Origin of the sequence: Negadavirga shengliensis (assembly GCF_042652345.1) — a bacterium.
Lineage (GTDB): Bacteria > Bacteroidota > Bacteroidia > Cytophagales > Cyclobacteriaceae > Negadavirga > Negadavirga shengliensis.
Map to the genome: position 1 here is coordinate 99,131 of NZ_JBHSJJ010000018.1, position 24,385 is coordinate 123,515.

General features: G+C 45.2%; 17 protein-coding genes and 1 tRNA gene. 12 read left to right on the forward strand and 6 right to left on the reverse strand.

Features of this window, described 5'->3' with window-relative positions; all coding sequences use genetic code 11:
- The first annotated feature begins 159 nt into the window (after nucleotides 1-159).
- The 4 genes from ACFPFU_RS22550 to ACFPFU_RS22565 are packed head-to-tail and all read left to right on the forward strand — an operon-like array spanning nucleotide 160 to nucleotide 8,866.
- Nucleotides 160-3,135, forward strand: a complete 2,976-nt coding sequence (locus ACFPFU_RS22550; RefSeq protein ID WP_377068412.1) for a SusC/RagA family TonB-linked outer membrane protein — start codon at nucleotides 160-162, stop codon at nucleotides 3,133-3,135.
- A gap of 14 nt (nucleotides 3,136-3,149) precedes the next feature.
- Nucleotides 3,150-4,583 carry a RagB/SusD family nutrient uptake outer membrane protein gene (locus tag ACFPFU_RS22555; RefSeq protein ID WP_377068414.1) on the forward strand — a complete coding sequence of 478 codons (1,434 nt, stop codon included), beginning with the start codon at nucleotides 3,150-3,152 and terminating at the stop codon, nucleotides 4,581-4,583.
- 4 nt (nucleotides 4,584-4,587) lie between these two features.
- Complete coding sequence (locus tag ACFPFU_RS22560) at nucleotides 4,588-5,400, forward strand: DUF4843 domain-containing protein (RefSeq protein WP_377068416.1); 813 nt, start codon at nucleotides 4,588-4,590, stop codon at nucleotides 5,398-5,400.
- A gap of 10 nt (nucleotides 5,401-5,410) precedes the next feature.
- Nucleotides 5,411-8,866, forward strand: coding sequence for a S8 family serine peptidase (locus ACFPFU_RS22565; RefSeq protein ID WP_377068418.1), 3,456 nt, complete (start codon nucleotides 5,411-5,413; stop codon nucleotides 8,864-8,866).
- 36 nt (nucleotides 8,867-8,902) lie between these two features.
- On the opposite strand, the gene ACFPFU_RS22570 is transcribed toward ACFPFU_RS22565, so the two are convergent.
- Together ACFPFU_RS22570 and ACFPFU_RS22575 are read right to left on the reverse strand one after the other, a co-directional pair.
- On the reverse strand, nucleotides 8,903-9,265 hold the full coding sequence (locus ACFPFU_RS22570; RefSeq protein WP_377068420.1) for a GerW family sporulation protein: 363 nt from the start codon (nucleotides 9,263-9,265) through the stop codon (nucleotides 8,903-8,905).
- 5 nt (nucleotides 9,266-9,270) lie between these two features.
- Nucleotides 9,271-9,780 carry a hypothetical protein gene (locus tag ACFPFU_RS22575; RefSeq protein ID WP_377068422.1) on the reverse strand — a complete coding sequence of 170 codons (510 nt, stop codon included), beginning with the start codon at nucleotides 9,778-9,780 and terminating at the stop codon, nucleotides 9,271-9,273.
- Between the two features lie 580 nt (nucleotides 9,781-10,360).
- Here ACFPFU_RS22575 and ACFPFU_RS22580 point away from each other — a divergent pair.
- Complete coding sequence (locus ACFPFU_RS22580) at nucleotides 10,361-10,780, forward strand: 6-pyruvoyl trahydropterin synthase family protein (RefSeq protein ID WP_377068424.1); 420 nt, start codon at nucleotides 10,361-10,363, stop codon at nucleotides 10,778-10,780.
- A gap of 217 nt (nucleotides 10,781-10,997) precedes the next feature.
- A complete protein-coding gene (gene lpxB / locus ACFPFU_RS22585) occupies nucleotides 10,998-12,107 on the forward strand; it encodes a lipid-A-disaccharide synthase (RefSeq protein WP_377068426.1) in 1,110 nt (369 codons plus the stop codon).
- A gap of 7 nt (nucleotides 12,108-12,114) precedes the next feature.
- On the opposite strand, the gene clpX is transcribed toward lpxB, so the two are convergent.
- The 4 genes from clpX to ACFPFU_RS22605 form a co-directional block, all read right to left on the reverse strand.
- Entirely contained in the window at nucleotides 12,115-13,341 is a 1,227-nt protein-coding gene (gene clpX / locus ACFPFU_RS22590) for an ATP-dependent Clp protease ATP-binding subunit ClpX (protein WP_377068428.1), read from the reverse strand.
- Between the two features lie 4 nt (nucleotides 13,342-13,345).
- The gene (locus ACFPFU_RS22595; RefSeq protein ID WP_377068430.1) at nucleotides 13,346-14,020 is read right to left on the reverse strand and encodes a ClpP family protease; all 675 of its coding nucleotides are present in this window, start codon (nucleotides 14,018-14,020) and stop codon (nucleotides 13,346-13,348) included.
- Nucleotides 14,021-14,101: 81 nt separating this feature from the next.
- Nucleotides 14,102-15,430 (reverse strand): trigger factor, encoded by a 1,329-nt coding sequence (gene tig, locus ACFPFU_RS22600; RefSeq protein ID WP_377068432.1) that lies wholly within the window; start codon nucleotides 15,428-15,430, stop codon nucleotides 14,102-14,104.
- Between the two features lie 96 nt (nucleotides 15,431-15,526).
- Nucleotides 15,527-15,608, reverse strand: a tRNA-Leu gene (locus ACFPFU_RS22605).
- 245 nt (nucleotides 15,609-15,853) lie between these two features.
- Between ACFPFU_RS22605 and ACFPFU_RS22610 the strand changes: the two genes are divergently transcribed.
- The 6 genes from ACFPFU_RS22610 (at nucleotide 15,854) to ACFPFU_RS22635 (ending at nucleotide 24,108) form a co-directional block, all read left to right on the forward strand.
- Nucleotides 15,854-18,073, forward strand: coding sequence for a RelA/SpoT family protein (locus tag ACFPFU_RS22610; RefSeq protein ID WP_377068434.1), 2,220 nt, complete (start codon nucleotides 15,854-15,856; stop codon nucleotides 18,071-18,073).
- Between the two features lie 60 nt (nucleotides 18,074-18,133).
- On the forward strand, nucleotides 18,134-18,607 hold the full coding sequence (locus tag ACFPFU_RS22615; RefSeq protein ID WP_377068436.1) for a Fur family transcriptional regulator: 474 nt from the start codon (nucleotides 18,134-18,136) through the stop codon (nucleotides 18,605-18,607).
- Nucleotides 18,608-18,871: 264 nt separating this feature from the next.
- The gene (locus ACFPFU_RS22620; protein ID WP_377068438.1) at nucleotides 18,872-19,216 is read left to right on the forward strand and encodes an STAS domain-containing protein; all 345 of its coding nucleotides are present in this window, start codon (nucleotides 18,872-18,874) and stop codon (nucleotides 19,214-19,216) included.
- 114 nt (nucleotides 19,217-19,330) lie between these two features.
- Complete coding sequence (locus ACFPFU_RS22625) at nucleotides 19,331-20,602, forward strand: adenylosuccinate synthase (protein WP_377068440.1); 1,272 nt, start codon at nucleotides 19,331-19,333, stop codon at nucleotides 20,600-20,602.
- A gap of 180 nt (nucleotides 20,603-20,782) precedes the next feature.
- Nucleotides 20,783-23,083, forward strand: coding sequence for a PKD domain-containing protein (locus ACFPFU_RS22630; protein WP_377068442.1), 2,301 nt, complete (start codon nucleotides 20,783-20,785; stop codon nucleotides 23,081-23,083).
- Nucleotides 23,080-24,108 carry a PorP/SprF family type IX secretion system membrane protein gene (locus ACFPFU_RS22635; protein WP_377068444.1) on the forward strand — a complete coding sequence of 343 codons (1,029 nt, stop codon included), beginning with the start codon at nucleotides 23,080-23,082 and terminating at the stop codon, nucleotides 24,106-24,108. The genes ACFPFU_RS22630 and ACFPFU_RS22635 overlap by 4 nt, the downstream gene beginning before the upstream one ends.
- Nucleotides 24,109-24,385: the final 277 nt, after the last annotated feature.

Consider the following 24,385-nt stretch of genomic DNA (forward strand, 5'->3'; position numbering starts at 1 on the left):
TTTCTTTTTCCGAAGCCAAAAGGCTACCCGTAAAAAAAAGCTTTGTACAGGCTGCATATTCAGGCAGAAAATAAAATGGTGTCCGAACAACTTTAATTTGTTGGATTATTGAAGTAATTTGGATAAAATTGATTTATTAATTCACCAGAACTGAATTCTATGAGGAAATCGCTACCGCTGCTATTGCTATTGTTTTCAATTTCAACCATGGCTTTTTCCCAGAGCCGGACAGTTCGTGGGACGGTCATTTCCTCTGAAGATGGACAGCCTATTCCCGGAGTGACCATTCTGGTAAAAGGTACTTCGGTTGGAACCATTACGGATTTTGATGGCAACTATGAAATCGACATACCTTCCGGAGAAAACACCCTGATATTCAGGTTTGTGGGTCTGCAGACCCAGGAGATCAATGTAGGAAACAGGCCCACAGTCAATATATCCATGATCTCTGAGATTACTGCCCTTTCGGAAGTGGTGGTGACCGCTTATGGTGACCAGACAAGGAGAGAGGTAACCGGGGCCATTGCCTCGGTTAAAGGCCAGGTGTTTCAGGATCTTCCCATGCAGTCTTTTGACCGTGCCATGCAAGGAAGGGTGGCTGGGGTTCAGGTTACCGCCGGATCAGGCCAGCCCGGGGGAACGTTAAATGTTCAGATCAGAGGGGTGGGGTCCATCAATGCAGGTACTCAGCCGCTGTACATTGTGGACGGGGTACAGGTGGCTTCAGGCGGTCTATCGGGTCAGGGTCCACAAAATGCGCTTGCCTCTATCAACCCCAATGACATAGAATCCATTGAAGTCTTTAAAGACGCCGCCGCCGCTTCCATCTACGGTGCCCAGGCAGCCAACGGTGTGGTATTGATCACCACCAAAAGAGGTAAACAGGGGAAAACAAACGTTAGGGTTTCAGTTCAGGAAGGCATTGTGCAGCCCATGGGGTTTTATGATGTGATGAATGCCAATCAGTTGGCCTCTATCAAAAGGCAGGCGTATGCCAACGCTGGTCTGAATCCAGCGGACGCCGAGCAGATATTCGGCAGCCCTGGGGACAGGGACCTGCAAAGTACAGACTGGGTAGACGCCTTGTTTCGGGACGGCAGGTTAAGTATATACGATGTTTCCCTATCCGGGGGAGATGAAAGAACGCAGTTTTTTATCTCCGGTTCCCATACCTATCAGGAAGGCCAGATCATCATGTCTGATTATACGAGAAGCACGGGCCGGATAAATTTGACCCATAGGGCGAACGAGCGGTTTACCATTAATGCCAATCTTTCTTTATCCCGGCAGATCACCAATGGCTCCATTGACCGGGGTAATTTTGTCAACAGCCCATTCGTAGCCGGTTATGCGGCCAGGCCCAACGTGCCGATCTACGATGAAGACGGTGCTTTTGCGCCTTATCCCAGTGAACACCTGTTTGGTTATAATATCGTTCAGGGAGTGAGGCAGGAGTTGAGGAGGGGTACCAGCTATCAATCGGTCTCCAACCTGCAGATGACTTATCAAATTCTGCCTTGGTTAGGGTTCACTACCTTCGGGGGGGTGGATTTTTCGGACAACAGGGATGAAAATAACCGTCCCTCTACCATTCCGGCATTTGCTGCTTATGGTGGGTCTTCCACGTTTACAGATCGCCGGATCGTCAACTCCAACGCCAATGCGAACTTCAATGTCAACAAAAAATTCAATGATGTCCATACCATTTCCGGGATTTTGGGCTACGAATACAAAGGAGAGACCTCCGAAGCCACTTCTGCTACCGGACGAGGGTTTCCCAATCCGGTATTACGATACCTTCAAAATGCAGCTGTGCCGTTCGAAGTCGGTGGTTTTTTTACAGAGTACAAGCGATCGGGCTTTTTCTCCCAGGCAAAATATGATTATGATGACAAATACACCTTTGACCTTACCCTGAGAAGAGATGGTTCTTCCAGGTTCGGCACCAATACAAGGTGGGGCAACTTTGGTGCAATCTCCGGGGGCTGGCGGATTTCTTCCGAGCGTTTTATGCAGAACGCCACCTGGGTGGATAACCTCCGGCTGAGGGCATCCTACGGCGTTACCGGAAATTCAAGTATAGGCAATTTTGAGTCGCGCACTTTGGTAGGCTCTGCCGGACAATACCTGGGACAGGGAGCTTTGAGGTTTGTGCAGTTGGGCAATGACCTTTTAACCTGGGAGGAGGCCGCGTCTACAAACCTGGGTGTGGATGCCACTTTGTTTAACGGAAGGGTCATCGCCACAGTGGATGTGTGGAGAAAGGATTCCCGGAAGTTGCTTTTCGAAACCCAGCTTCCCATTGACTCAGGTTTCGGGGCCATTACCCGGAACACCGGCAAGCTGAGAAATGAAGGAATTGACTTCGATTTACAGACCACCAACCTGGTGTTGGGAAAGTTCCGTTGGACATCTGCTTTCAACATTTCCATATTTTCCAATGAGTTATTGGAACTGTATGAAGGATTGGACAGGCTTGGCAATGACCTTATTGTGGGGAAACCGATAGATTTTTATTATGCCTATGAATACGCTGGAGTAAATCCGGCCAATGGAGCCCCGATGTATTATGATCAACATGGGGAATATACCTACTTGGTCTCAGATGATGATTTAAAGTATATAGGCAGCGCGTTGCCTTGGAATTATGGGGGCTTATCCAATACCTTTTATTACGGCCCGGTCTCTTTGGAGGTGTTTTTTCAGTACCAGTATGGAAACCTGGCATTTAACCAGGATTTGTACAATTTGTCACAGGCTGGTTCAATCGGACAGGATAATCAGACGGTGGACCAGATGTATTTTTGGAGGCAGCCGGGGGATATCACCAATGTGCCCAAACCCTATGAAGGGGGAAGGATTCCGGGCCATTCGGGTTACCAGCAGTTTTCTACCAAGCAAATTTCTGATGGCAGCTATATCAGGTTAAAGCAGGTCACTTTGAATTACAATCTTCCCCTGCAATTGTTGACGAAAGCAAGAATCGAACAGGCCAAGTTCTTTGTCCAGGGGATAAACCTATGGACCTACACCAAGTATAATGGGCTTGATCCCGAAGTGAATTCCATTGGCAGTACCTATGGAACCTATCCCAACTCAAAACAAATCACCGCGGGGATCAATGTGACATTTTAACAGTAACGATGACGATGAAGGAAATCATAAAAATATCAGCATTCTTGCAGGTTTTGGCAGTAATGGGATGCACTGACCTGGAAACCACTCCAAGACAAAGCCTCACGCCAGAACAGGCTCTTAATAACGTCTTCGGATATCAGGCAGTGGCCAATTCCATGTACAACAGAGCCGCCAGTTTCGGCTATTACGGACAAACCATGATGATCGCTCCTGAAATCCTGGCGGACAACCTTAGGCTGGTAGCCAACACCGGCAGGTACCAGGGAGAAGAGGCCAATGGCGACAGGGACCATATCGATCTTTGGAACGGCAACGTATATGGGGGGATCAACGACGCCAATCTGATAATCGACGGGATAGATGATGAAAGTGTTTCCGGAGATGAAGACCTGAAATCCATCATTAAGGGGGATGCTTATTTTATGAGAGCATTGTTCTATTTTGATCTTTGTAGGGTGTATGGATACGAACCGGGCAAGGAGGTGGATGGCTTTAACCTGGGGCCTATTCTTAGACTTACACCGACCCTGATTGCCTCAGACGCCGATTTCAGGTCCAGGTCCACTGTAGGAGAGGTATATCAGCAAATCGAAAGTGACCTTCAGAATGCGATTGCGTTATTACCTCCCGTTCCCATAGGTTCGGAAGGCGTTTATCTTGCCAATACCGGGGCCGCCATCACTTTACTTGCCAGGCTTTATCTGTATTGGGGAAGAATGGCTGATGCGGAAGCAGCTGCTACCGCCGCGATGAACCTCCTTGGTCTGAGAAGCAATGGCGATGGATTGGTGCCATCCGGCCAATATGTCCAGAGTTTCTCCCGAGCGCCCCATCCGGAATCTATTTTTGAAATAGAACTTAGGCAGGTCGATTGGAGCAGTGTGGATGGTGTGAACAACTCCCTAAATTCGCTTACATCCAACAATGATCCGGCGGCACAATTTATTATCGGTGCGTCCAATGAGCTTATGGCGACTTATGAAGACGGTGATGTGAGGAGAGACTGCTGGATGGAAACAACCAGAGAAGGCATTGATGGGCCCGTATATGCCAGCAGGAAATGGACGGGGTACAAAGGCGATTTTTTGGAAAATCTGCCTATCATCCGCGCCGCGGAACTATACCTCATCCGCGCCGAGGCAAGGTATCAGACCAATCCCGCCGGGGCAAGGGCAGATATCAATGCGTTGAGATCCAGGAGAGGCCTGGGAGCGGTAGATGACCTGCTTTCAGGACAGCCGCTTTTTAACAGAATCATGCTGGAGAGAAGGAAAGAGTTTGCCCTTGAAGGCCACCGTTTTTTTGACCTGAAAAGGAACGGCATGAATATTACCAAACACAGCGACTTTCTGGAAGTTCCTTATACGGATTACAGGGTACTGTCGAATATTCCCTTGTCCCAAGTCCAATTAAATGAAAACCTTGTGCAAAATCCTGGCTATTAAAACCATGCAAAAATTCAGCAAAAAATATATTTTCCCACTGTTGTTGTTAATGGTGTCCAGCATTTTTTCATGCATGGAGGACTCTGGGTTCAATATTGTTTGGGAGGGTTTGGAAGTGGAATTTGAAGATGCTTCCAGACCAAATGGAACGGTTCGAAAGATAGTAAGCAAAACCAGTGACAATCAGGTGGATGAAGCAATGGTGAAGATCAACTTGGTCGGAGCCCAGGTCAATGCGCCCATATCCCTTTTAATAGGGGTGGATCCTTCATCCACGGCGGTGGCCGGCGTCCACTACCGGATGGTAACCAATGAAGTAACCTTGCCTGCCAATGCAAGTTTTGTCGAATTCCCTATAGAAATTTTAACCGGTAACCTCGATACGGAAGAACAGCCTGATTTGATTTTGGTGATCCTGGACGCAGGACAGACAAAAATCAGTGCCAACTACCATTCATTGACAATGGAAATCAGGTTGGCCTGTCCTTCGGATTTGGCGGGGGTATACAATTCGGTGAATGTGGGTACGGGCGGTACGGTCAACTACCAGGTGACCATTACCGAGGTAGAACCGTTCACCTATAGGATTTCTGATATTACGGGCGGGGTTTACGCGCAGGTGTATGGTGCTGAGGACAATCCTGCCATATTCACCGAACTTTGTGGTGAAATCAGCATTATCGACCAACCTGACCTGGTTTTCGGAGGGGACAGTTTTAATGGGACAGGAAGGGTCAACCCGAATGGCACCATTACAATTAATTGGAGCAATGAAGCGGGGGACAGTGGAATGACCACACTCACCAGAACAAATTAATATGGGATTGATGGACCTAAGTAAAGGATTGGTGGTGGCCTGTATGGTGTTGCTCAGTTTGGGAGCCAATGCCCAGGTGGACCAAAAGGGAAGCGCAGGCCTTCTGGAAGTCCGGACGGATATTTACAAAAAACTACAGGAAAACGTCCAGCGATATACCCTTAGCAGGGAAGAAAAACTGGAGCTTGCTGAGAAATTGAATATTCCTCTTACCATCCATTTGCAGAACGATAGAATCGCCCAATTTCAATATTTGGATGAAGAAAACCATCCTGTATACTATACAACACACAATGTCACAGCGGCCATCACGACGGGGACCAGGGCTTTGCAGCCCGGTGGAAGTTTAAATCTTAACCTTAACGGTGAGGGGATGATTGTGGGTATTTACGACCAGACCAGACCCCGGGCAAATCACAATGAATTCGGCAACCGTGTCACGCAAGTGGATGGTTCCACTGAAACCATCAGTAACCACGCCACCCACGTGACGGGTACCATATTAGCCAGGGGCAATAACGCCAATGCAAGAGGAATGGCCAATGCGGCAACAGGTTGGGCATTTAACTGGGATGCGGATATTTCCAAAATGATGCAGAACAGCTATGACCCCGATTTATCCCCTAACGGCCACCTCATTTCCAATCATTCATACGGCATATTGGTGGGCTGGTACAGGGACAGCAATGGAAACTGGGCCTGGGCAGGCAATGAAAGCGTCAGCCAGAGCGAAGACTACAGGTTTGGGTTTTATACCAGCAAATCCAGACAGATAGATGAATTGGCATTTTCAAAACCCTATTATACAGTGGTATGGGCTGCTGGAAACGATAGGAGCGATGTGGGGGACGGTTCCCGGGATTCAGATGGCCCGGACGATTCTATAGGTCCCGAAGGTGTAGCCAAAAACAGCTTGACAATCGGCGCAGTCAATGGGGTCACCAATTATACAGGACCCGGATCGGTACTGATGAGCCCTTTCTCCAGTTGGGGCCCCGTGGATGACGGCAGGATCAAACCGGATTTGGTCGGTATGGGTGTAAATGTTTTCAGTACCTCCGTCATCAATGATGGTGCAGGCGACGGGTATGCCTCCCTTAGCGGAACCTCCATGGCTGCACCGAACATTTCCGGCTCACTGCTGCTGTTGCAGGAACTGTACAGAAACCGCAATGCTGGCAGATACATGAGGTCCGCGACTTTGAAAGCCCTTTCCATCCAGACTGCCAAAGAAGCAGGGATGAATCCCGGACCGGATTATATGTATGGTTGGGGTTTGTTGGATGCGGAAGCTGCGGCGAACCTTATTATCAATGAAGATGGCAGCTCCCGTATCATCAGAGAACTCACACTGGAAAACAATGAAGTTTACGAACTCGAGTTTATTTCCAATGGCATAGACCCGATCAAAGCAACCATAGCTTGGACCGATCCTGCCGGATCTCCTCCTGCACCTTCCCTTAATCCTACGGACCGGATGTTGGTCAATGACCTTGACATGAGGATCGTGGATGAAGGCGGAAACACTTTTTTTCCCTGGTCACTGGATCCCAGACAAGGGGCAAGCGCTATCGCCAGTAATAGTGCTGATAATTCTCGGGACAATGTGGAACAGATAGTCATCAATGCTCCCAATCCCCAGCGTCATGTGTTGAGGATCAGTCATAAAGGAAGTTTGAGGAATAACCGCCAACCATTCAGTTTGGTGTTTTCCGCAGGCGTATTGGACGGACAAGTCAACACCCTGTACTGGATAGGGCAGGATGGCAACTGGAATAACCCGGCAAACTGGTCGCTAAGCAATGAGGGACAAAGTGCAAATCAGTTACCCGATGAAGGAACTAGGGTGGTGATTGACCGGGCGGATGTTGCCCAGAACATTTCTCTGGATCGGGATACCCGTATCTTCAGTCTCAATATTTTCGGAAGTTCCGAAGTGGCACTGGATCTGGACGGTCACGAACTTTCCATAGAAAGCGGTTTCCGCTCAAGCAACAACCTTACGGATATCAAAAACGGTACGCTGAATTTTGTGGCCACTAACCAGAATGAAAATGTAGTCGATTTTGGTGAGGTTACCCTCTCTGATACAGATGTGAATTTCAATGAAGGAAGGTGGAGGGTTATCGCTATGCCTACCTTGCAGCATATGGAAGTGTCCGGGGCTGAAATTGATTTTGACCTGGACAGATTGGTTCTCCGGTCCCTGCGTTTAGGCGGGGATGGCCATATAAAAGGACGGTTAAATGAAATACATTTTTCTGACGGGATAGAAATGGCGGCCACAGCAGAGGTGTCACCTGATATCCGATTCAGGTTTACAGGTAACAATGGGGTTTATGCTGACCTTGCCAACCTCCCGATAGCCGCGTTGATCAATGCAGGAAGCCAACTGCAGCTTTCCTCTTCCGGAAACATCGGTAGCCTGCAACTGAGAACGGGGGAAACGATCCTTGCCCAAGCCAACACTTCTGTGAAGCAACTCGAAATGGACCAAGGGATTACTTTGTCCATTGCGGACGGGAACAGATTAACAGTGGAGGAAGATATGACCCATCGTGAGGGCAGCGGGAACCCAACACGGATCCGTTCCGATGGCAAGGCTATTCTCAATCATGACCTTTATAAGAAGTACTGTTTTTTGAATGTGGATATTGTAAACGTTGATCTGATAGGGGAAGCCGTTATTAATCTGGGTGCCAGCGCAGCGGTGGTCAACGGGTCCAACTGGCTGGCCATGGATTGTGACAACGTGCTTTTCGCCAACTTTGACGTCAGGTTCACCTGTGTGGGCGCGCTTACCGAGTTTGTCAACACCACTGAGGGGAACGTGACCTCATATAGGTGGAATTTCGGCAATCAGGGGACTTCCACTGAAGAAAACCCCACATTTATTTTTAGCAATGCCAGAACCTATACGGTGTCCCTGGAAGTAAGGGGACCCGGAGGAGTGATGGTGCTTGAACGACGGGTGACCATAACGCCCAATACCCTGGCCATACCCAATATCGTGATAAACGGGGCACAACTCACCTCGCAAGCGCCGGCATCTTTTTATCAATGGTACCGAAACGGGGAGAAAATTGATGGCGCAACCTCCCGGTCTTATCAGGTGGAGGATGGGGGCTCTTACCAGGTGGCCGTTATAGATGACCAATGCAACCGGATTTCAAATACGGTGGTTGTCTCCAGTTTGGAAAATGAACCCCTTTTGGGCAGGTTGGGATATGCCATTGGCCCCAACCCGGTTGACCGTAAAATCACGATCAATATCAACAATGCCTACTTGGGCCCCGTCGGTTATGAACTTTATTCCAGTTCCGGGGTTTTGGTAGGCCAGTTTGAAAGGGTGAAGGACCGGCAGGAAGTCTTCCACCAATTGGAAATTAACCAGGCAAAAGGCCTTTACCTGCTCATGATCCGGTCGGGCCGGGAAATGGTGACTTATAAGTTGATAAAGGAGTAGGAATAAGTAGGTTTTGCTATATTGGCGAATTTGGGTTCATGTCTTTTCGGTTTTCTTTTTTTCCATAAAGGATTTAATCAGATCCGGTACTTTTTCAAATACATTGGAAAGCATCGTATTTCTGTGGACGCCGATGAATGAAATCTCAGCTCCCTTGGTTACAAGAAAACCTATAGGTTCAATCCCGATTCCCGCGCCGGCTCCCCCGCCTTGCCCCTTTCCTGTCTTGGGGGAGTCACCGCCTCCGCCTCCGGTGCCAAATCCCATACCTATCCTTACCACAGGTACACAGGAAAATTCCCCCAGAATGAACGGCTCTCCCATTATGGTTTCCGACTTGGCCTCCTTTTGGATAAAATCGGCAAGCTTTTCTAGTAATGTGTCAAAATTAACATCCATGGCTACTATTTTTTAGTTAAGAATATAATAAATGTCCAAATCAGTTTATTGAGGCGGCCTTCAATTTCCAGGTAGAAACAATTCAGGCCGTTGAAATTAACCTGTATGAAGGTTGATTTTGTGTTGAGCATAGGGATGAGGGAAAAGAAGCGGGCATTCCATGTGAAGTCGCCGCTATCAAAGGCCGCGGCCAGCTTTTTGACCTTGAAGCATTTCAATACGCCTTTAAAAAGAAACAGCCAGGCCCGCGTGGTTCTTTTTATCATCGGTTTGCTCCCTTTTTTTCTTTTCTCTTGCTTTTTTGTCTTCCGTTTTCGACCGAAGGGAATTCTAAACCCCAGAACACTCATTTTGACAAAAGGAACTTTACCCGGATGCAGGGATATATGGAGACTTCCTGCCTGCTTAAGTTCATATAATCCAGCGCCGGTGTCTATCCTCAGATATACCGGGACAAAAACAAGCCAAAGAATCAGGGAGCAGATTACAATCAGCAATCCAATAACAATTTCCATTCTCGTACCGGATTTTTATATCATCATGGCATCATAAAACCTCCCTCCGGTGTTGGTGCGTCAATTTCCAGCACTTTTTCCGGAAGTAATACTTACATTTTTTATCAAGATACAGCTTCGTCTTCATGTGCGCGATGACGGCCGTTGTGCCGGATAGATGATCCTTGTCAGGGATGGTTTCTGTGTCATGCGTGCCCCTTTTTGCCTATGAAATAACGATTTGCAGACGTTTATAAGGTCAAAATCGGTTAGGGGTTATGGCTACTCTCTACTATCCCATCTGGAAGTGTCACCTAGGCGTTTACAAGGCAGGATTTTTCCTCCCCAACTCAGTGAAATTGCGGTTTATAAAGATATCGTGAGGTAGATACAGGCTTAGACTGAAATGGGCCCACTGCCGATTCGGTGACCAGGAATTACACGAATTTACACAAACTTAATCCGTGTAATCGGTGGGCAATATCCACCAGCTTTCCAGGTCAGATGCAGCCCTGAAAAGGACAAACGTGTTTCCAATAGCCAACCCGTGAATGTTTTTTCTTTTTTGCTTAACTTTGCAGCCTGAATTGAAAAAGAAGCAATGGTACATGTCTCCCGGAAAGAGCACTTCAATGCGGCTCATAAACTTTGGAACCCCAATTGGTCAGAGGAAAAAAACAAAGCGGTGTTCGGGCCCTGTGCCAACCAAAACTGGCACGGTCATAATTTTGAGCTGATTGTGACCATAAAAGGCCTCCCTGATCCTGATACCGGTTTTGTGGTGGATTTAAAACAGCTGAGTATCTTGATCAGAAAAGAGATCATAGAAAAGATAGATCACAAGAACCTGAATATCGACGTACCATTCATGCAGGGAAAGATGGCCAGTTGTGAGAACCTTGTCATGGAATTTTGGAAGATATTGGAGTCTAAAATCGGTCATTTGGTCAAAGAAGGTGGCCTGTACAAGTTGACGCTGTACGAAACCCCCCGGAATTTTGTAGAGTATTATGGGGAGTAATGATTCCACCACAGAGGACACGGAGTTTACGGAGTGGTTTGGTAATGAAATTGAAGCCGGTAAACAAAGACTTAAATCACTTATTCCTTCTTTTCTCTGTGGTTAAAAAATCACCACAGAGTTACAGGAGAGATTAGTATCGGATATGATAGATAAAAAAATATAGAAGCATAAACCTCCTTTTTCTCCTTTTTTCTCTGTGGTTAAAAATAAAAACATGAAAATCTACATCATAGCCGGTGAGCGTTCTGGGGATTTACATGCGTCTAATTTGATAAGTGCTTTGTCCCGCCTGGACCCATCCCTGGAGTTTAGGGGTATGGGCGGGGAATATATGGAGCAGTCCGGCTGTGTACTGGCGGCACATTATAAAGAGATCGCCCTGATGGGCTTTGTGGAAGTATTGCTGCATTTCAGGCGGGTTTTGAAATACCTGAATCTGATCAAAAAAGACATCACCGCTTTTCGTCCCGACGCCATTGTCCTGGTGGATTTTGCGGGATTCAACATGAAGATAGCCCGGTTTGCCCATGATCAGCACATTCCGGTTCATTATTATATCTCTCCCAAAGTATGGGCATGGAATCAGAAAAGGGCGTTTAAGCTAAAGAGATACATTGACAGGTTATATGCCATTCTACCGTTTGAGCCTGATTTCTTCAGGAAGTTTGACTGGGAAGTGGATTATGTGGGCAATCCCTTAAAAGACGAAATTGCCAAATTCAAGCCCAATCCGGATTTTTTGAATCGCCATCAACTCGGAAGCAAACCTATCGTGGCTTTGTTGCCCGGAAGCAGAAAGCAGGAAGTGGAAATGATGTTGAAAACAATGGTTGCGCTTAAGGAGAGAATGGATGATGTGGCTTTTGTTGTTGCTGCCGTAAGCAATTTGCCGGATGAGGTTTATCTTCTGGCCAGGAAAGCCTCCATTCCTTTGGTGTACAACCAGACCTATGATCTTTTGGCTTATGCCAAAGCGGCTGTGGTTACTTCAGGCACAGCGACATTGGAAACGGCTTTGTTTGGGGTTCCCCAGTTGGTGGTCTACCGGACAAGTGCGCTTTCCTTTTACATCGCCCGGCAGCTGATCAAGGTGCCTTATATTTCACTGGTGAATCTGATAGCGGGCAGGGAGGTCGTCAAAGAGCTTATTCAGGAGGACTACCGAAATGAAGAAGTGGAAAGGGAATTGAGCCTGTTGATTAATCATGAGGGGAGAATTCAGGATGTCAGGGCGGGTTACAATGAGGTGGAGGAGAGAATAGGGCATAAAAAAGCCTCGCAGGAAACTGCAAGGCTTATTTATACTTCTCTTGAAAAAGCTTAACTGACGGCTAAGCCACCTGTAGCTTTTTGAATTTAGATTTTTCAAACTGTGTTTTGGCGTAATCCTCATCGATCACCAGGTGCTTGGCGCCCTCTTCCGAAGGCAATTCATACATGGCGTCGGTAATGATCGCCTCGCAGATTGAACGCAGCCCCCGGGCACCCAGGTTGAATTCCACGGCCTTATCCACAATGAAATTGATGCCACTCTCCTTGAATTCCAATTCAACATCTTCCATGGCCATCAATTTGATATATTGCTTGGTCAGGGCGTTCTTGGGTTCTGTGAGTATTCTTTTCAAGGTGGCTTTGTCCAAAGGATCCAGATGGGTAAGGACCGGTAGCCTTCCGATCAGTTCCGGAATCAGACCAAAGGCCTTCAGGTCCTGAGCGGTCACATATTGCAACAGGTTGTTTCTGTCTATCATCTCCAGTTCTGATTTTTTACTGAAACCGAGAGGCTGTGTATTGAGCCTTGTTGCGATATGCCTGGTAATCCCGTCAAAGGCACCCCCGCATATAAAAAGGATGTTTTCCGTATTCACGGCTATCATTTTCTGATCAGGATGCTTGCGCCCCCCTTGGGGCGGTACATTGACAGAGGTGCCTTCCAAAAGCTTCAGCATGGCCTGCTGTACCCCCTCACCGCTCACATCTCTTGTGATGGAAGGGTTATCTGACTTTCGGGCAATTTTATCCAATTCGTCAATGTATACGATTCCCCTTTCAGCCGCCTCAACGTTATAATCCGCTGCCTGAAGAAGCCTGGTAAGGATACTCTCTACATCTTCTCCCACATAGCCAGCTTCAGTCAATACCGTGGCATCTGCAATACAGAAAGGCACTTCGAGAATCTTGGCCAGGGTTTTGGCCAAATAGGTCTTACCCGTACCCGTATCGCCGACCATGATGATGTTGGACTTTTCGATCTTTACATCATCTTCATTCTCCTCCTTCTGTCCCAACCGCTTGTAATGGTTGTACACGGCAACCGTCAATACCTTTTTGGCCTCTTGCTGTCCGATTACATATTGGTCCAGATAAGCGGACAGTTCTTTAGGCTTTTTCAGTTTGAATTTTGGTTTTTTGCCTTGCTTTCTGGTTTTGTCTTCTTCGCCTAAAATCTGAAATGCCTGCTCTATGCAGTAATTGCAGATATGGGCTGAGATTCCTGAAACCATCAGGTCCACGTCTTTTTTATTCCTCCCACAAAAGGAGCAAGTCACTTGCGCCATCCAATTAATCTTTTGCTTTCCTTATCAATACTTCATCAATCAAACCGTATTCCTTGGCCTTTTCTGCTCTCATCCAATAATCCCGGTCTGAGTCTTTTTCAATTTGATCAATACTTTGCCCGCTATGGAGGGAAAGTATTTCGTAAAGTTCATTTCTTAATTCCAATATCTGCCTGACTGTAATTTCCATGTCCTTGGACTGCCCTTGCATGCCACCGGAAGGCTGATGTATCATAATCCTGGCATGGGGAAGGGCCGCACGTTTTCCCGCTGCACCTCCGGCCAATAATACAGCTCCCATAGAGGCAGCCAGGCCGGTACATATGGTACCCACATCAGGACTAATATATTGCATCGTGTCATAAATTCCAAGCCCGGCATAAACCGACCCCCCCGGACTGTTGACATACAATAATATATCCTTTTTGGAATCAGTAGACTCCAAAAACAACAGCTGGGCCGTGATGATGTTGGCGATATGGTCATCTACACCTGTTCCTAAAAATATGATCCTGTCCATGATCAGCCTGGAAAAAACATCAATTTCCCGGAAATTTGTCGGTCTTTCTTCAATGACAGACCGGGTCATGTTTTCCACAAACTGGGTGTATTGGTCGAAAGTATTTCCACTGATACCCCTATGCTGGACAGCGTATTTTCTTAATTCTTCTTTATTCATTTTTTTATTGTTTACAAGATCGTTACAAAAATAAAAAAAGCCCTTAGAAAAGGACTTTTTAAAAACAAATAAATAAGGTTTTTAGTTTTCGATAAGTTCCTTAAACTTATCCACACTTATTTTTTCCTCCTTAGGCGCTATTTTTGTTTTCACGAAATCGAGCACTTTTTCATTCTGCACAGCGGTGAGCATCTGCATGTAATTGCGGCCTTCGTTGCCCTGTAAGTAATTTTGGACAAACATATCCATGTTATCTTCCATCTGGGAGGCTAATCCTGAGGAAGCCAACTGCTCCCGGATCATTTCCTTGGTTTTTTCAATGACATCCTCGTGTTCCGCTTTGATATCGTTCTCTTCCGCAACCTTATTGGAAATGAGTGACCAGATAAGTTGTTTTGAGTAGGCAGGATATTCGTTCTCTACGTCTTTTTCCGAAACTTTTCCCTCATTGGCTTTCAATAACCATTCTTTCAGGAAATCCTGGGGAAGTTCGATTTTGGTGTTTTCGATAAGGAGATCTTTTAGCTGCTCTTCATTGAAGACCTTGATTTCCTTTTTGTAATTCTCGCTGAGGATGTTTTTTACCTTTTCAATGAACTCTTCTTCATTGGATACCTGGTCTGGCCCAAATACCTTGTCAAAAAGTTCCTGGTTCATTTCGGCTTCCTCAGTCCTGTTGATGTTCTGGACGGTGAAGGTGCATTCTCCGCTTAATTTTGCGGCATCTTCAGGACCAAGCCCCAATGCCTCGGCCAAGTCACCTTTAATAGCTTTGTTTGGATCAAAAGTGATGATATCACCTTTTTTCACCCCAATAAACTTTTTGAGTGATCTGCCGTCTATTTTCGATAAAGGTATGGAGAGCGATTCTTCAAAACCGCCATCTTCTGACTTCAGGTCTCCGTATAAAAAGTCATTTTCCTGGCTTTCTTCCGGATTGGTCATTTTCCCGTATTGGCTTTTGATGTTCTCTATGGCATCGCTCACTTCCTTATCGGATAGCTCGATATCATAAAGTTTGGCTTCCAAAGTGTCGTCCACACTGACGTCAACTTTCTCTACAAAACCGATTCTATATTCGAATTCGAATTCCTTTTGTTTCTTCCAATCGATCTGTTCAGCATCCTCGGTTACAGGCAATGGGTCACCTAAAACCTTAAATTCCTGTGCTTTCAGGTAATCATTCAGCGATGCAGACAGCAGGGTATTGATTTCTTCCACCAAGACGGAAGTACCATAAAGATTTTTGACCATGGAGAATGGAGCTTTTCCCGGCCGGAATCCTTTGATGTTAGCCTTTTTGGCGTATTCTTTTATTTTGGCATCAACTTTGGGTTGATAATCAGCTTCATTAAGTTTGATTTTAACTGAAGCTTCATTTTCTGCATGCTTGTCTAATGTGATTTCCAAGAGCTCTTAATTTAATGTTTACCAATAACAAAAACCCTCCATCCTGATTAAAACCATAAGGCAGAGGAATCAAGATCGAGGGAGTTAAAAGTTATGTGCGGATGGAGGGACTCGAACCCCCATGCCTCGCGGCGCTAGATCCTAAGTCTAGTGCGTCTACCAATTTCGCCACATCCGCAATTATTGATTATGTTAATGTCAACCATCTGCCTAAATAAGACAGAAAATCCATATCCGCTTATCGTATGGTGCCACTTAATATTGAAAAAAGAAAATTATATGTACCTTTATTTCTCTTTTTTTCAACGTGGTTGCAAAGGTAGGAATCTCTGGTTAAGTTTCAATAACTATGAGCAAAAAAAATTAAAAATATTATCCGTTCAATTGATTCAAAGCTGAAGATTTATTTTTAACTTGGGTTGTATGATAAAAGTAGATTTAGAGGAAGAAAGAAAAGAAATATTAAAAAGATATAGAAGGCTGCTTCGGGTTGCCAAACCGCTTCTCAAGCCCGGTGACGCCAAATTGATAAAAAAAGCGTTTAATGTTTCCAGCGAGGCTCACAAGGAGATGAGGAGGAAGTCAGGAGAGCCTTATATATATCATCCATTAGAAGTGGCATTGGTGTGCGTTGAAGAGATCGGTTTAGGCACTACCAGCATTATTTCTGCACTCCTCCATGACGTGGTAGAAGACACGGACTTGGAATTGGAGGACATTGAAAAGGAGTTTGGGTCCAAAGTGGCACAGATCATCGATGGCCTTACCAAAATCTCGGGAGTATTTGAATACGGGAGTTCCCAGCAGGCCGAGAACTTCAGAAAAATGCTCATTACGCTTTCGGATGATGTGCGGGTGATTTTGATCAAGTTGGCTGACCGTCTGAACAACATGCGGACGCTTGATAGCATGCCCAGGCACAAACAACTTAAAATCGCTTCCGAAACCAAATATTTGTATGCGCCTTTGGCCCATAGGCTGGGTCTTTATTCCATCAAATCAGAATTGGAAGACCTTCATCTGAAATTTATGGACAGAGAGGCCTATGAATACATTATTTATAAAATCAATGAGACCCGCGTATCCAGAAATAAATTCATAAAAACTTTCATCACCCCGATTGAACACGAGCTGGCCAGCCAGAATTTTAAATTCAACATCAAAGGCAGGCCAAAGTCGATTTTTTCGATTTATAACAAGATGAAAACCCAGAATATACCCTTTGAAGAGGTATATGATTTGTTTGCCGTCCGGATCATTATAGACACCACCTATGAAAATGAAAAAGCGGATTGTTGGCAGGTATATTCTATAGTGACGGATTTTTACAGGCCCAATCCGGACCGTCTTAGAGATTGGATCAGCACACCAAGGGCCAATGGCTATGAATCCCTGCACACTACTGTAATGAGCCAAACGGGCCAATGGGTGGAAGTCCAGATCAGGACACAGCGCATGGACGATATCGCAGAGAGGGGGTACGCGGCCCACTGGAAATACAAAGAAAAGGAAAACTCACCGGAAAAGGCAGCGGGAGGTCTTGATGAGTGGATTACACAGGTACGCACCCTGCTGGAAAACAACGATGGCTCGGCAATTGAGTTCATGGATGACTTTCGGGGGAATCTTTTTCAGGATGAGGTATTTGTATTTACACCCAAGGGAGACCTCAAAGTATTGCCCAATGGCGCCACGGCGTTGGATTTCGCATTTGAAATCCATTCTGAAGTAGGTGCCAAATGCATTGGGGCAAAGGTGAATCAAAAGCTGGTTTCCATAGGCCATAGCTTAAAAAACGGTGACCAGGTGGAAATACTTACTTCAAACAAACAAAGGCCCACTGAGGACTGGCTAAAGTCAGTGGTCACTTCCCGTGCGAGAGCCAAGATCAAGGATGCCCTCAAAGAAGAAAAAAAAGGATATATTCTTGACGGGAAAGAGATTGTTCAAAGAAAACTCAAGCAGATGAAAATGGAATTTTCGTCGGTCGTTGTGGAGCAGTTAAGGGCATTTTTTGAGACCAAAACCACCACGGAGTTTTATTATAAGGTAGGTAAGGGCATTATCGATGCCACCTCCATAAAAAGCTTTAAGGAATTTAAGCAGAAAAAGAAACTGAAAAAGACGCCTTTGGTCAATATCACGGATGAATCTTCCTTTACCAAGGAAATCCAAAACCTGAAAGGTCCGGAACACGATCAATTGTTGATAGGGGAGGATATGGATGTAGTGGATTACATCCTGGCAAAATGCTGCAACCCTATCCCCGGCGATGATGTTTTTGGATTCGTAACCGTAAATGAAGGCATCAAAATCCACAGGACCTCATGTCCAAATGCATTGGAATTGTTGTCCAACCATGGCAACCGGGTCATCAAAGCACGATGGACCAGCCAACAGGAAATCGCGTTTTTGGCGGGGTTGAAAATCGTCGGTACAGACAGGGTGGGCCTTATCAGTGATCTTACCAAAGTGATTTCAAACGAGTTGAAGGTGAATATGAGGTCTATAACCGTAGATTCTGACAGCGGGATTTTTGAAGGTACCATAAAGCTTTATGTTCACAGTACCAACCATTTGGAAAAGCTTATAGAAAACCTTTCCAAAGTACAGGGGGTCTTAAAAGTATCAAGATTCGATTAGGCCAGAGAAAGTACCGCCATTTTTAAATAAGAACCGTATATTTGTAAAAAAACAGGAACCATGGCCTCGAATGAAACGCTTTACGACAAAGTAAAGAAAATATTTACCGCCTATCTGGAAAACAAGAAGCTACGGAAAACACCGGAAAGGTATGCTATTTTAGAGGAAATTTATGGAAGAGGCGGACATTTCGATGTTGAATCGCTCTACATCAGTATGAAAAATAAAAATTACCGGGTCAGCAGGGCCACCGTCTACAATACACTTGATTTGTTGGTGGAATGCGATTTGGTGACCAAGCACCAGTTTGGGAAAAATATCGCTCAGTATGAAAAATCCTACGGATACAAACAGCATGACCATCTTATATGCACGGAATGCCACCAAGTAAAAGAGTTTTGTGATCCCCGTATACAAAATATCCAGAACACAGTTGGGGAGATTTTGAACTTTAATATCATTCACCATTCTCTTATTTTATATGGCAACTGTATGGATGAAGACTGCGAGTTCAGGACTATATCGGAAAAATAGTTGATAGGACTCAGGCCGAATTCGAATGGTTATTCATTCCAAATTAAGCCCTTCGCTCTCCGAAAGCCAGATAATTCCTTCCATTGGGAATGAATATTGTGCATCGAAACTGAATTCACATGAAACCGAGCGTAATGCAAGCGACACACACTGGTATGCCCCGATAGCCCAATAGCTGTCGGGGGCATACCAGGCCAACTATATGTCCGATAAAGAACAAATTATTATCATATGTAATAGGATTTAAAAAAACCATTAAAATTTATGAAAGCTGATTTTGAATCATATATAGAAGGCAAAAGCTTTATAATGAAACTCAAAGGAGACCTGATTGGAGACGAATCCGGCCCAAAATTAGTGGGAAAGGTTTCGGACGCCCTGAATGAGGGGATTACGAATTGTATCATAGACCTGAGCCAAGTGCGCTATATCAGTTCGAGTGGAATAGGGGTCCTGATCACCATACTCACAAAAATGAGGAATGCGGGCGGTGAGGTTTATTTAACATCACCTTCTGAGCATGTTAAAAAGTTATTGATCATCACCAAGCTCAATAATATTTTTAATGTTTATGATTCTTTGGAAGAGGCCAGGGAAAAAATCCGTTAATCCTTTTTAAATCGGCTGATGAATCAAAAAATAAATCATAAGTAGTTGGTATTTTTTGTGAGTATGACAATCTTCACGGAAAATTTTAAATAGTACTATATATCAAGATAAAAAATGAAAATGGATGTTCTTTTGGGTCTCCAATGGGGTGACGAAGGTAAGGGAAAAGTAGTTGACTACCTGGCGCCGAAGTATGATATGGTGGCCAGGTTTCAGGGCGGTCCCAATGCCGGTCATACCTTAGAGTTTGATGGAATAAAACATGTCCTGCATCAGATTCCGAGCGGAATATTTAGGGAAAATCTGAAAAACATCATCGGAAACGGGGTTGTGCTCGATCCCGTGGTCTTAAAGAAAGAGATTGAAGCCCTCAAAAAATTTAATATTGATTTTAGCAAAAACCTTTTTATATCTAAAAAGGCGACCATAATCCTTCCCACACACAAGTTATTGGATGCCGCCTATGAGAAGTCAAAGGGAGATAAGAAAATCGGGTCGACATTGAAAGGAATCGGGCCCACTTATCAGGATAAGATAGGTAGAGTGGCACTTCGGGTGGGAGATATAATGTCCAATGGGTTTAGGGAAAAATATGATGCGTCAGTAGAAAGACATAAATCCATCCTGGATTACTACCAGTTTGATATCAAAAGCTTACCTGCCATGGAGGACCAGTTTTTCGAGGCCATCCGGTTTTTTAGAACCTTGAATTTAGTGGAAACGGAATATGAAGTAAATACTGCTATCAATGAAGGCTTAAAGGTTCTGGCAGAAGGTGCCCAGGGCTCATTATTGGATATCGATTTTGGAAGTTATCCATTTGTGACCAGCAGCAGCACCATGACGGCTGGGGCATGTACGGGGCTGGGGGTAGCACCTTCCGCTATTGGAAATGTATATGGAATATTCAAAGCCTATTGTACCCGCGTAGGCAGCGGTCCTTTTCCCACAGAACTTTTTGATGAGGATGGGGAAAAGATGAGAAAGGAAGGAAATGAATTCGGTTCCACCACCGGTAGGCCCCGAAGGTGCGGCTGGATAGATATTCCTGCCTTAAAATACTCTATTATGATCAACGGAGTCACTGAACTTTTTATGATGAAAGCGGATGTCCTTAATATCTTTGAGGAGATAAAGGTTTGTACACATTACCGGCTTTCCGAAGGGACCCAAGTGGACCATCTTTCGTTAACCCCGGAAGGTGAGGAGGCCAAACCGGTATATAAAGTGATGAAAGGTTGGAACTGTAGTTTGGATCATGTAGAATCCTATGATGATTTTCCAGCCGAACTGAAAGATTACGTCGATTTTCTGGAACAGCAACTTAACGTACCCATAACAATGATATCCGTGGGACCGGACCGTAAAAAGACCATATTGAAATGATTTTAAGATAATGGGCACCTTCCAAAAATGCTTCCTGAAATATTCACAGGGAGCATTTTTTGTTTTGGCTTTTATTTGGTATAATTAATAAATCAATTGTTTGGAGCCTGAAAAAACAGTTGGATTGAGTTTGTTCATGCAAATGGTAAGCAGTTGACTTCTAACCAAAAAGTTATTCTCTTGTTCTTTTTGTTATTGATAGGGATAGCCGAAAGGACTTTTGGACAATTTGGTTTCCCTTATTGTGAGACTTTTCAGGAAGGCATTCAAAGACAGGAAACCGTATTGGGTGGAACGGCTGCGCTCACAGACGGCGTGCTCAGGCTGACAGAGGCCCTTGAAGACCAAAACGGATACGTGTATATAGATATACCTTTTCCTTCGGGATTTGGTATTAAAGTTTCTTTTGAATACTTCAGTTATGGGGGGACTGGGGCCGATGGTTTGACGGTATTTCTTTTTGATGCGCAAGTGCCTTTTTTTTCTCCCGGCGGGTTCGGGGGCTCCTTAGGCTACGCCCCAAGGGAAGGATTGGCTGGACTTACAGGCGCTTATATCGGAATCGGATTGGACAGCTTCGGCAATTTTGGTAATGGAGTAGAGGGGAAGAACGGCGGCTTCCCCGGAGCATCGGACCAGCTACATCCCAATAGTGTGGCAGTAAGGGGGCCCGGTCAGGGTTTTACAGGCTATGAATTTATCACCGGCGTCAAAACAAACGAAGCAGGAGGAAACGGACTTCCGGTTGATCAAAGGTTCGTCATAAGTTCCGGAGGACAAGGCAGCTCCCGAATTACCGACCCTAACCTACCAGGTTATAGGAAGGTCTTTATTGATCTGGAGCCAGATGGCGATCAGGGTTTCCTGCTTTCGATGGATATGATGGTTACTGTCAGGGCCAATTCCCCAGAGACCGTCCGGATTTTTGATAAAGTACCTTATGCTTATCCCGCACCTGAGGAACTGAAAATTGGGTTTGCCGCATCAACAGGGGGGGATACCAACTTCCATGAAATCCGGAACCTCATTGTGGAAGTATCTGATGAAGAAAGCCTGTTAAAACCGGAAGGGGTTGATATTGAGGGTTTGGTAGCCTGTGAAGGACAGGATAATATTTTTGAAATCCCTACGGAATCCATTTCCTTGCCCAATGAAAACTCCAGGATTAACTGCATAAGGTTTTTTGAAACCTATGAGGAAGCTGGGGATGAATCGGGTGAAATATGTGAAAAAAGTAATTGTGGAGAAAAAGGCAGCATACTTTCGCTTCCAGAGGGTTTTTTTTCTGTGATCGATAAAGAAGGCGGGTTTATGTTTACCCCAAATGTTGGTTTCCAGGGGGAAGAAGTTTCAACTTATTATACCCTTACAGATAATTTTGGTAAGACATCCGAGCCAAAGTTGCTAAAAGTAACAATCAGAGAAGCCCCGGTTACACTCACACTGTTTGCAGATGGGGTGCCTTTGGAGGAAATTTTTCTATGTCCAGGAGCTGACATAGTGTTAGAGGCATATTCCGAAGAAGGATTTGAATTTTATGAATGGTATAAGGATGAGGTTTTGATGACCGATACCGATGATGGAAAAACGGTTGCCCGGGAAGCAGGGGAATATTTTGTGAAAGCACTCAACGAAAATGGTTGCCCTGTTTATTCAAATACCGTTGCGGTGGGATTTCCTGATTTTCCTCAACTTGTTATAGAAGGTCCTGTCACTGTATGTAATCCCGGACTATTCCCGGACATCAGAGACTTTATAGAAGAATACAATGAAGAGCAGTTTGACTATGGGATAGAGACGCCTGAGGGGGATTTTCTGGTGAATGAAGAAATGGATATTCAGAGCGGGGGGCTTTATCATATTCGCGTGAAGCCAATGGTGCTGGATTGTTGGTCTAATGCGGTGCCTTTTGAGGTAAGCGTTCCGGAAACAGAACTGGAAGCCTCCGTTGATTACCATCTGAATGGAACAGGAATGAAAGAACAATCCGATGAGGGCATTTTAACGGATGACGAAGTTTATTTTGTAGACACTTCTTCCGGAGACATTGTATCCTGGGAGTGGGATTTTGGGGATGGAGAAACAAGCAACCTGAAATCACCGGTTCATGTCTACGGTCAGAAAGGCGATTTCCGTGTTTTCCTTACGGTAAAAAACCGTGAGGGATGTGTATCTACGTCCAGCATGGCTATCGCGATTAAGCGCTCATATAGGATTATGTTTCCCAACGGCTTCACGCCCAGCAGGGAGGAAGACAGGTATTTTCGGCCCAAAGTTAAAGGGATCGTCAAAATGGAATTGATGGTTTTCAGCGCTTGGGGGGAATTACTGTTCAAATCAGAAGATCTTGAGATGGAAGGATGGGATGGGACCTTGAATGGTAAAGACCTGCCGCCGGGAAGATATGTGTACCGGGCGGATTTTGAGTCCCGGGACGGGGAATACATTACCCGATCAGGAAAGGTTTTGTTGATCAGATGAAGGGGGTGTTTTACATATGGATCATCTTATTTCTTTTCGGGTGTTATGCGCAGCTGAAAGGCCAGGATATGCAGTTTTCTCAGTTTTATGCTTCTCCGTTATACCTCAATCCGGCCTTCACCGGCAGTACCGAATGGACCAGAATAGGTTTGAATTATCGGAACCAGTGGCCTGGATTGGATCACAGCTTTCACACCATGTCAGCTTATTTTGATCATTTTATCGAACATAAGAAAAGCGGTATCGGAGTAATGGTCAATGGGACCAGGGATACTTTTGCCCAGTTACAAAACATGGAAGTAGGGCTGTTGTATTCATATCGATTGCAATTAGGAAAGGAACGTTATTTACACATGGGGCTACAGACGGGGTTTGTCAACCGCAGCGTAAATGTGGAAAACATTATTTTGGGCACACAGTTGGATATTGACCGGGGAATTGTGATCGGAGATGGTTTATCCTGGATTGATGATGAAAGTCAAAGGAGCCATATAGATATTAATACGGGATTGTATTATTACGATGAAAAATTCTGGCTTGGGGCGGCGGCACATCATCTTACCAGACCGTATATATCCTATATGGAGGTTGATTTGAACCGTTTGCCCATCAGATATTCCCTGCATGGCGGCGTAAGGTTCAAGCTTTACAGTAGTTCCATCTTTGACCAAATCAATAATCTATCCCAGGAACGCACATTATCCGTTGCCTTTAATTATAAACGCCAGGGCTTGTTTGATCAGTTGGATTTTGGTACTGAGTTTTATCTGGAGCCGGTAGTTTTTGGGATCTGGTACAGGGGTTTACCCACTAAAAACTCCTTGCCCAATAATGAAGCCATTATTGGTTTACTCGGTTTTTCGTTTCCCAATGATTTGGAAATGGGTTACAGTTATGATTTTACTGTATCAAGATTAGGGTGGAGAAATTCGGGCGGTGCTCATGAAGTTTCCATAAGATATACCTTTAGAAATTATAAGACGGGTAAAAAGAGGGATAGGGTAATCCCTGGGTTTAAGTATTGATGAAAATAATTTTCCGGTTGATTATCAGCCGATTTGATTTTTTTGTTGTATTTTTATGGTTACATGCATTGTGGTTAATAAAAAACCCTTCATCTTTGTGATCCCAAACGGGGGTTACGTTCCGCGGGAAGCCGCGGGCGGAGGATTTGAAAAAAAAAGATTGATATTTTCTTGCGGGTTTCGGTTTTTCTTCCGACATTTGCAGTCCTTTTCCGGGAAAACCCCGGGAGAAGGGGTCCCCGGGCACTGTCCCGGGGCGTTCGCGCCGGGAAGCGGC

Coding starts and splice junctions, on each gene's coding strand:
- ACFPFU_RS22550 (WP_377068412.1), top strand. CDS start 160: ATGAGGAAATCGCTACCGCTGCTATTGCTATTGTTTTCAATTTCAACC.
- ACFPFU_RS22555 (WP_377068414.1), top strand. CDS start 3,150: ATGAAGGAAATCATAAAAATATCAGCATTCTTGCAGGTTTTGGCAGTA.
- ACFPFU_RS22560 (WP_377068416.1), top strand. CDS start 4,588: ATGCAAAAATTCAGCAAAAAATATATTTTCCCACTGTTGTTGTTAATG.
- ACFPFU_RS22565 (WP_377068418.1), top strand. CDS start 5,411: ATGGACCTAAGTAAAGGATTGGTGGTGGCCTGTATGGTGTTGCTCAGT.
- ACFPFU_RS22570 (WP_377068420.1), bottom strand. CDS start 9,265: ATGGATGTTAATTTTGACACATTACTAGAAAAGCTTGCCGATTTTATC.
- ACFPFU_RS22575 (WP_377068422.1), bottom strand. CDS start 9,780: ATGGAAATTGTTATTGGATTGCTGATTGTAATCTGCTCCCTGATTCTT.
- ACFPFU_RS22580 (WP_377068424.1), top strand. CDS start 10,361: ATGGTACATGTCTCCCGGAAAGAGCACTTCAATGCGGCTCATAAACTT.
- lpxB (WP_377068426.1), top strand. CDS start 10,998: ATGAAAATCTACATCATAGCCGGTGAGCGTTCTGGGGATTTACATGCG.
- clpX (WP_377068428.1), bottom strand. CDS start 13,341: ATGGCGCAAGTGACTTGCTCCTTTTGTGGGAGGAATAAAAAAGACGTG.
- ACFPFU_RS22595 (WP_377068430.1), bottom strand. CDS start 14,020: ATGAATAAAGAAGAATTAAGAAAATACGCTGTCCAGCATAGGGGTATC.
- ACFPFU_RS22610 (WP_377068434.1), top strand. CDS start 15,854: ATGATAAAAGTAGATTTAGAGGAAGAAAGAAAAGAAATATTAAAAAGA.
- ACFPFU_RS22615 (WP_377068436.1), top strand. CDS start 18,134: ATGGCCTCGAATGAAACGCTTTACGACAAAGTAAAGAAAATATTTACC.
- ACFPFU_RS22620 (WP_377068438.1), top strand. CDS start 18,872: ATGAAAGCTGATTTTGAATCATATATAGAAGGCAAAAGCTTTATAATG.
- ACFPFU_RS22625 (WP_377068440.1), top strand. CDS start 19,331: ATGAAAATGGATGTTCTTTTGGGTCTCCAATGGGGTGACGAAGGTAAG.
- ACFPFU_RS22635 (WP_377068444.1), top strand. CDS start 23,080: ATGAAGGGGGTGTTTTACATATGGATCATCTTATTTCTTTTCGGGTGT.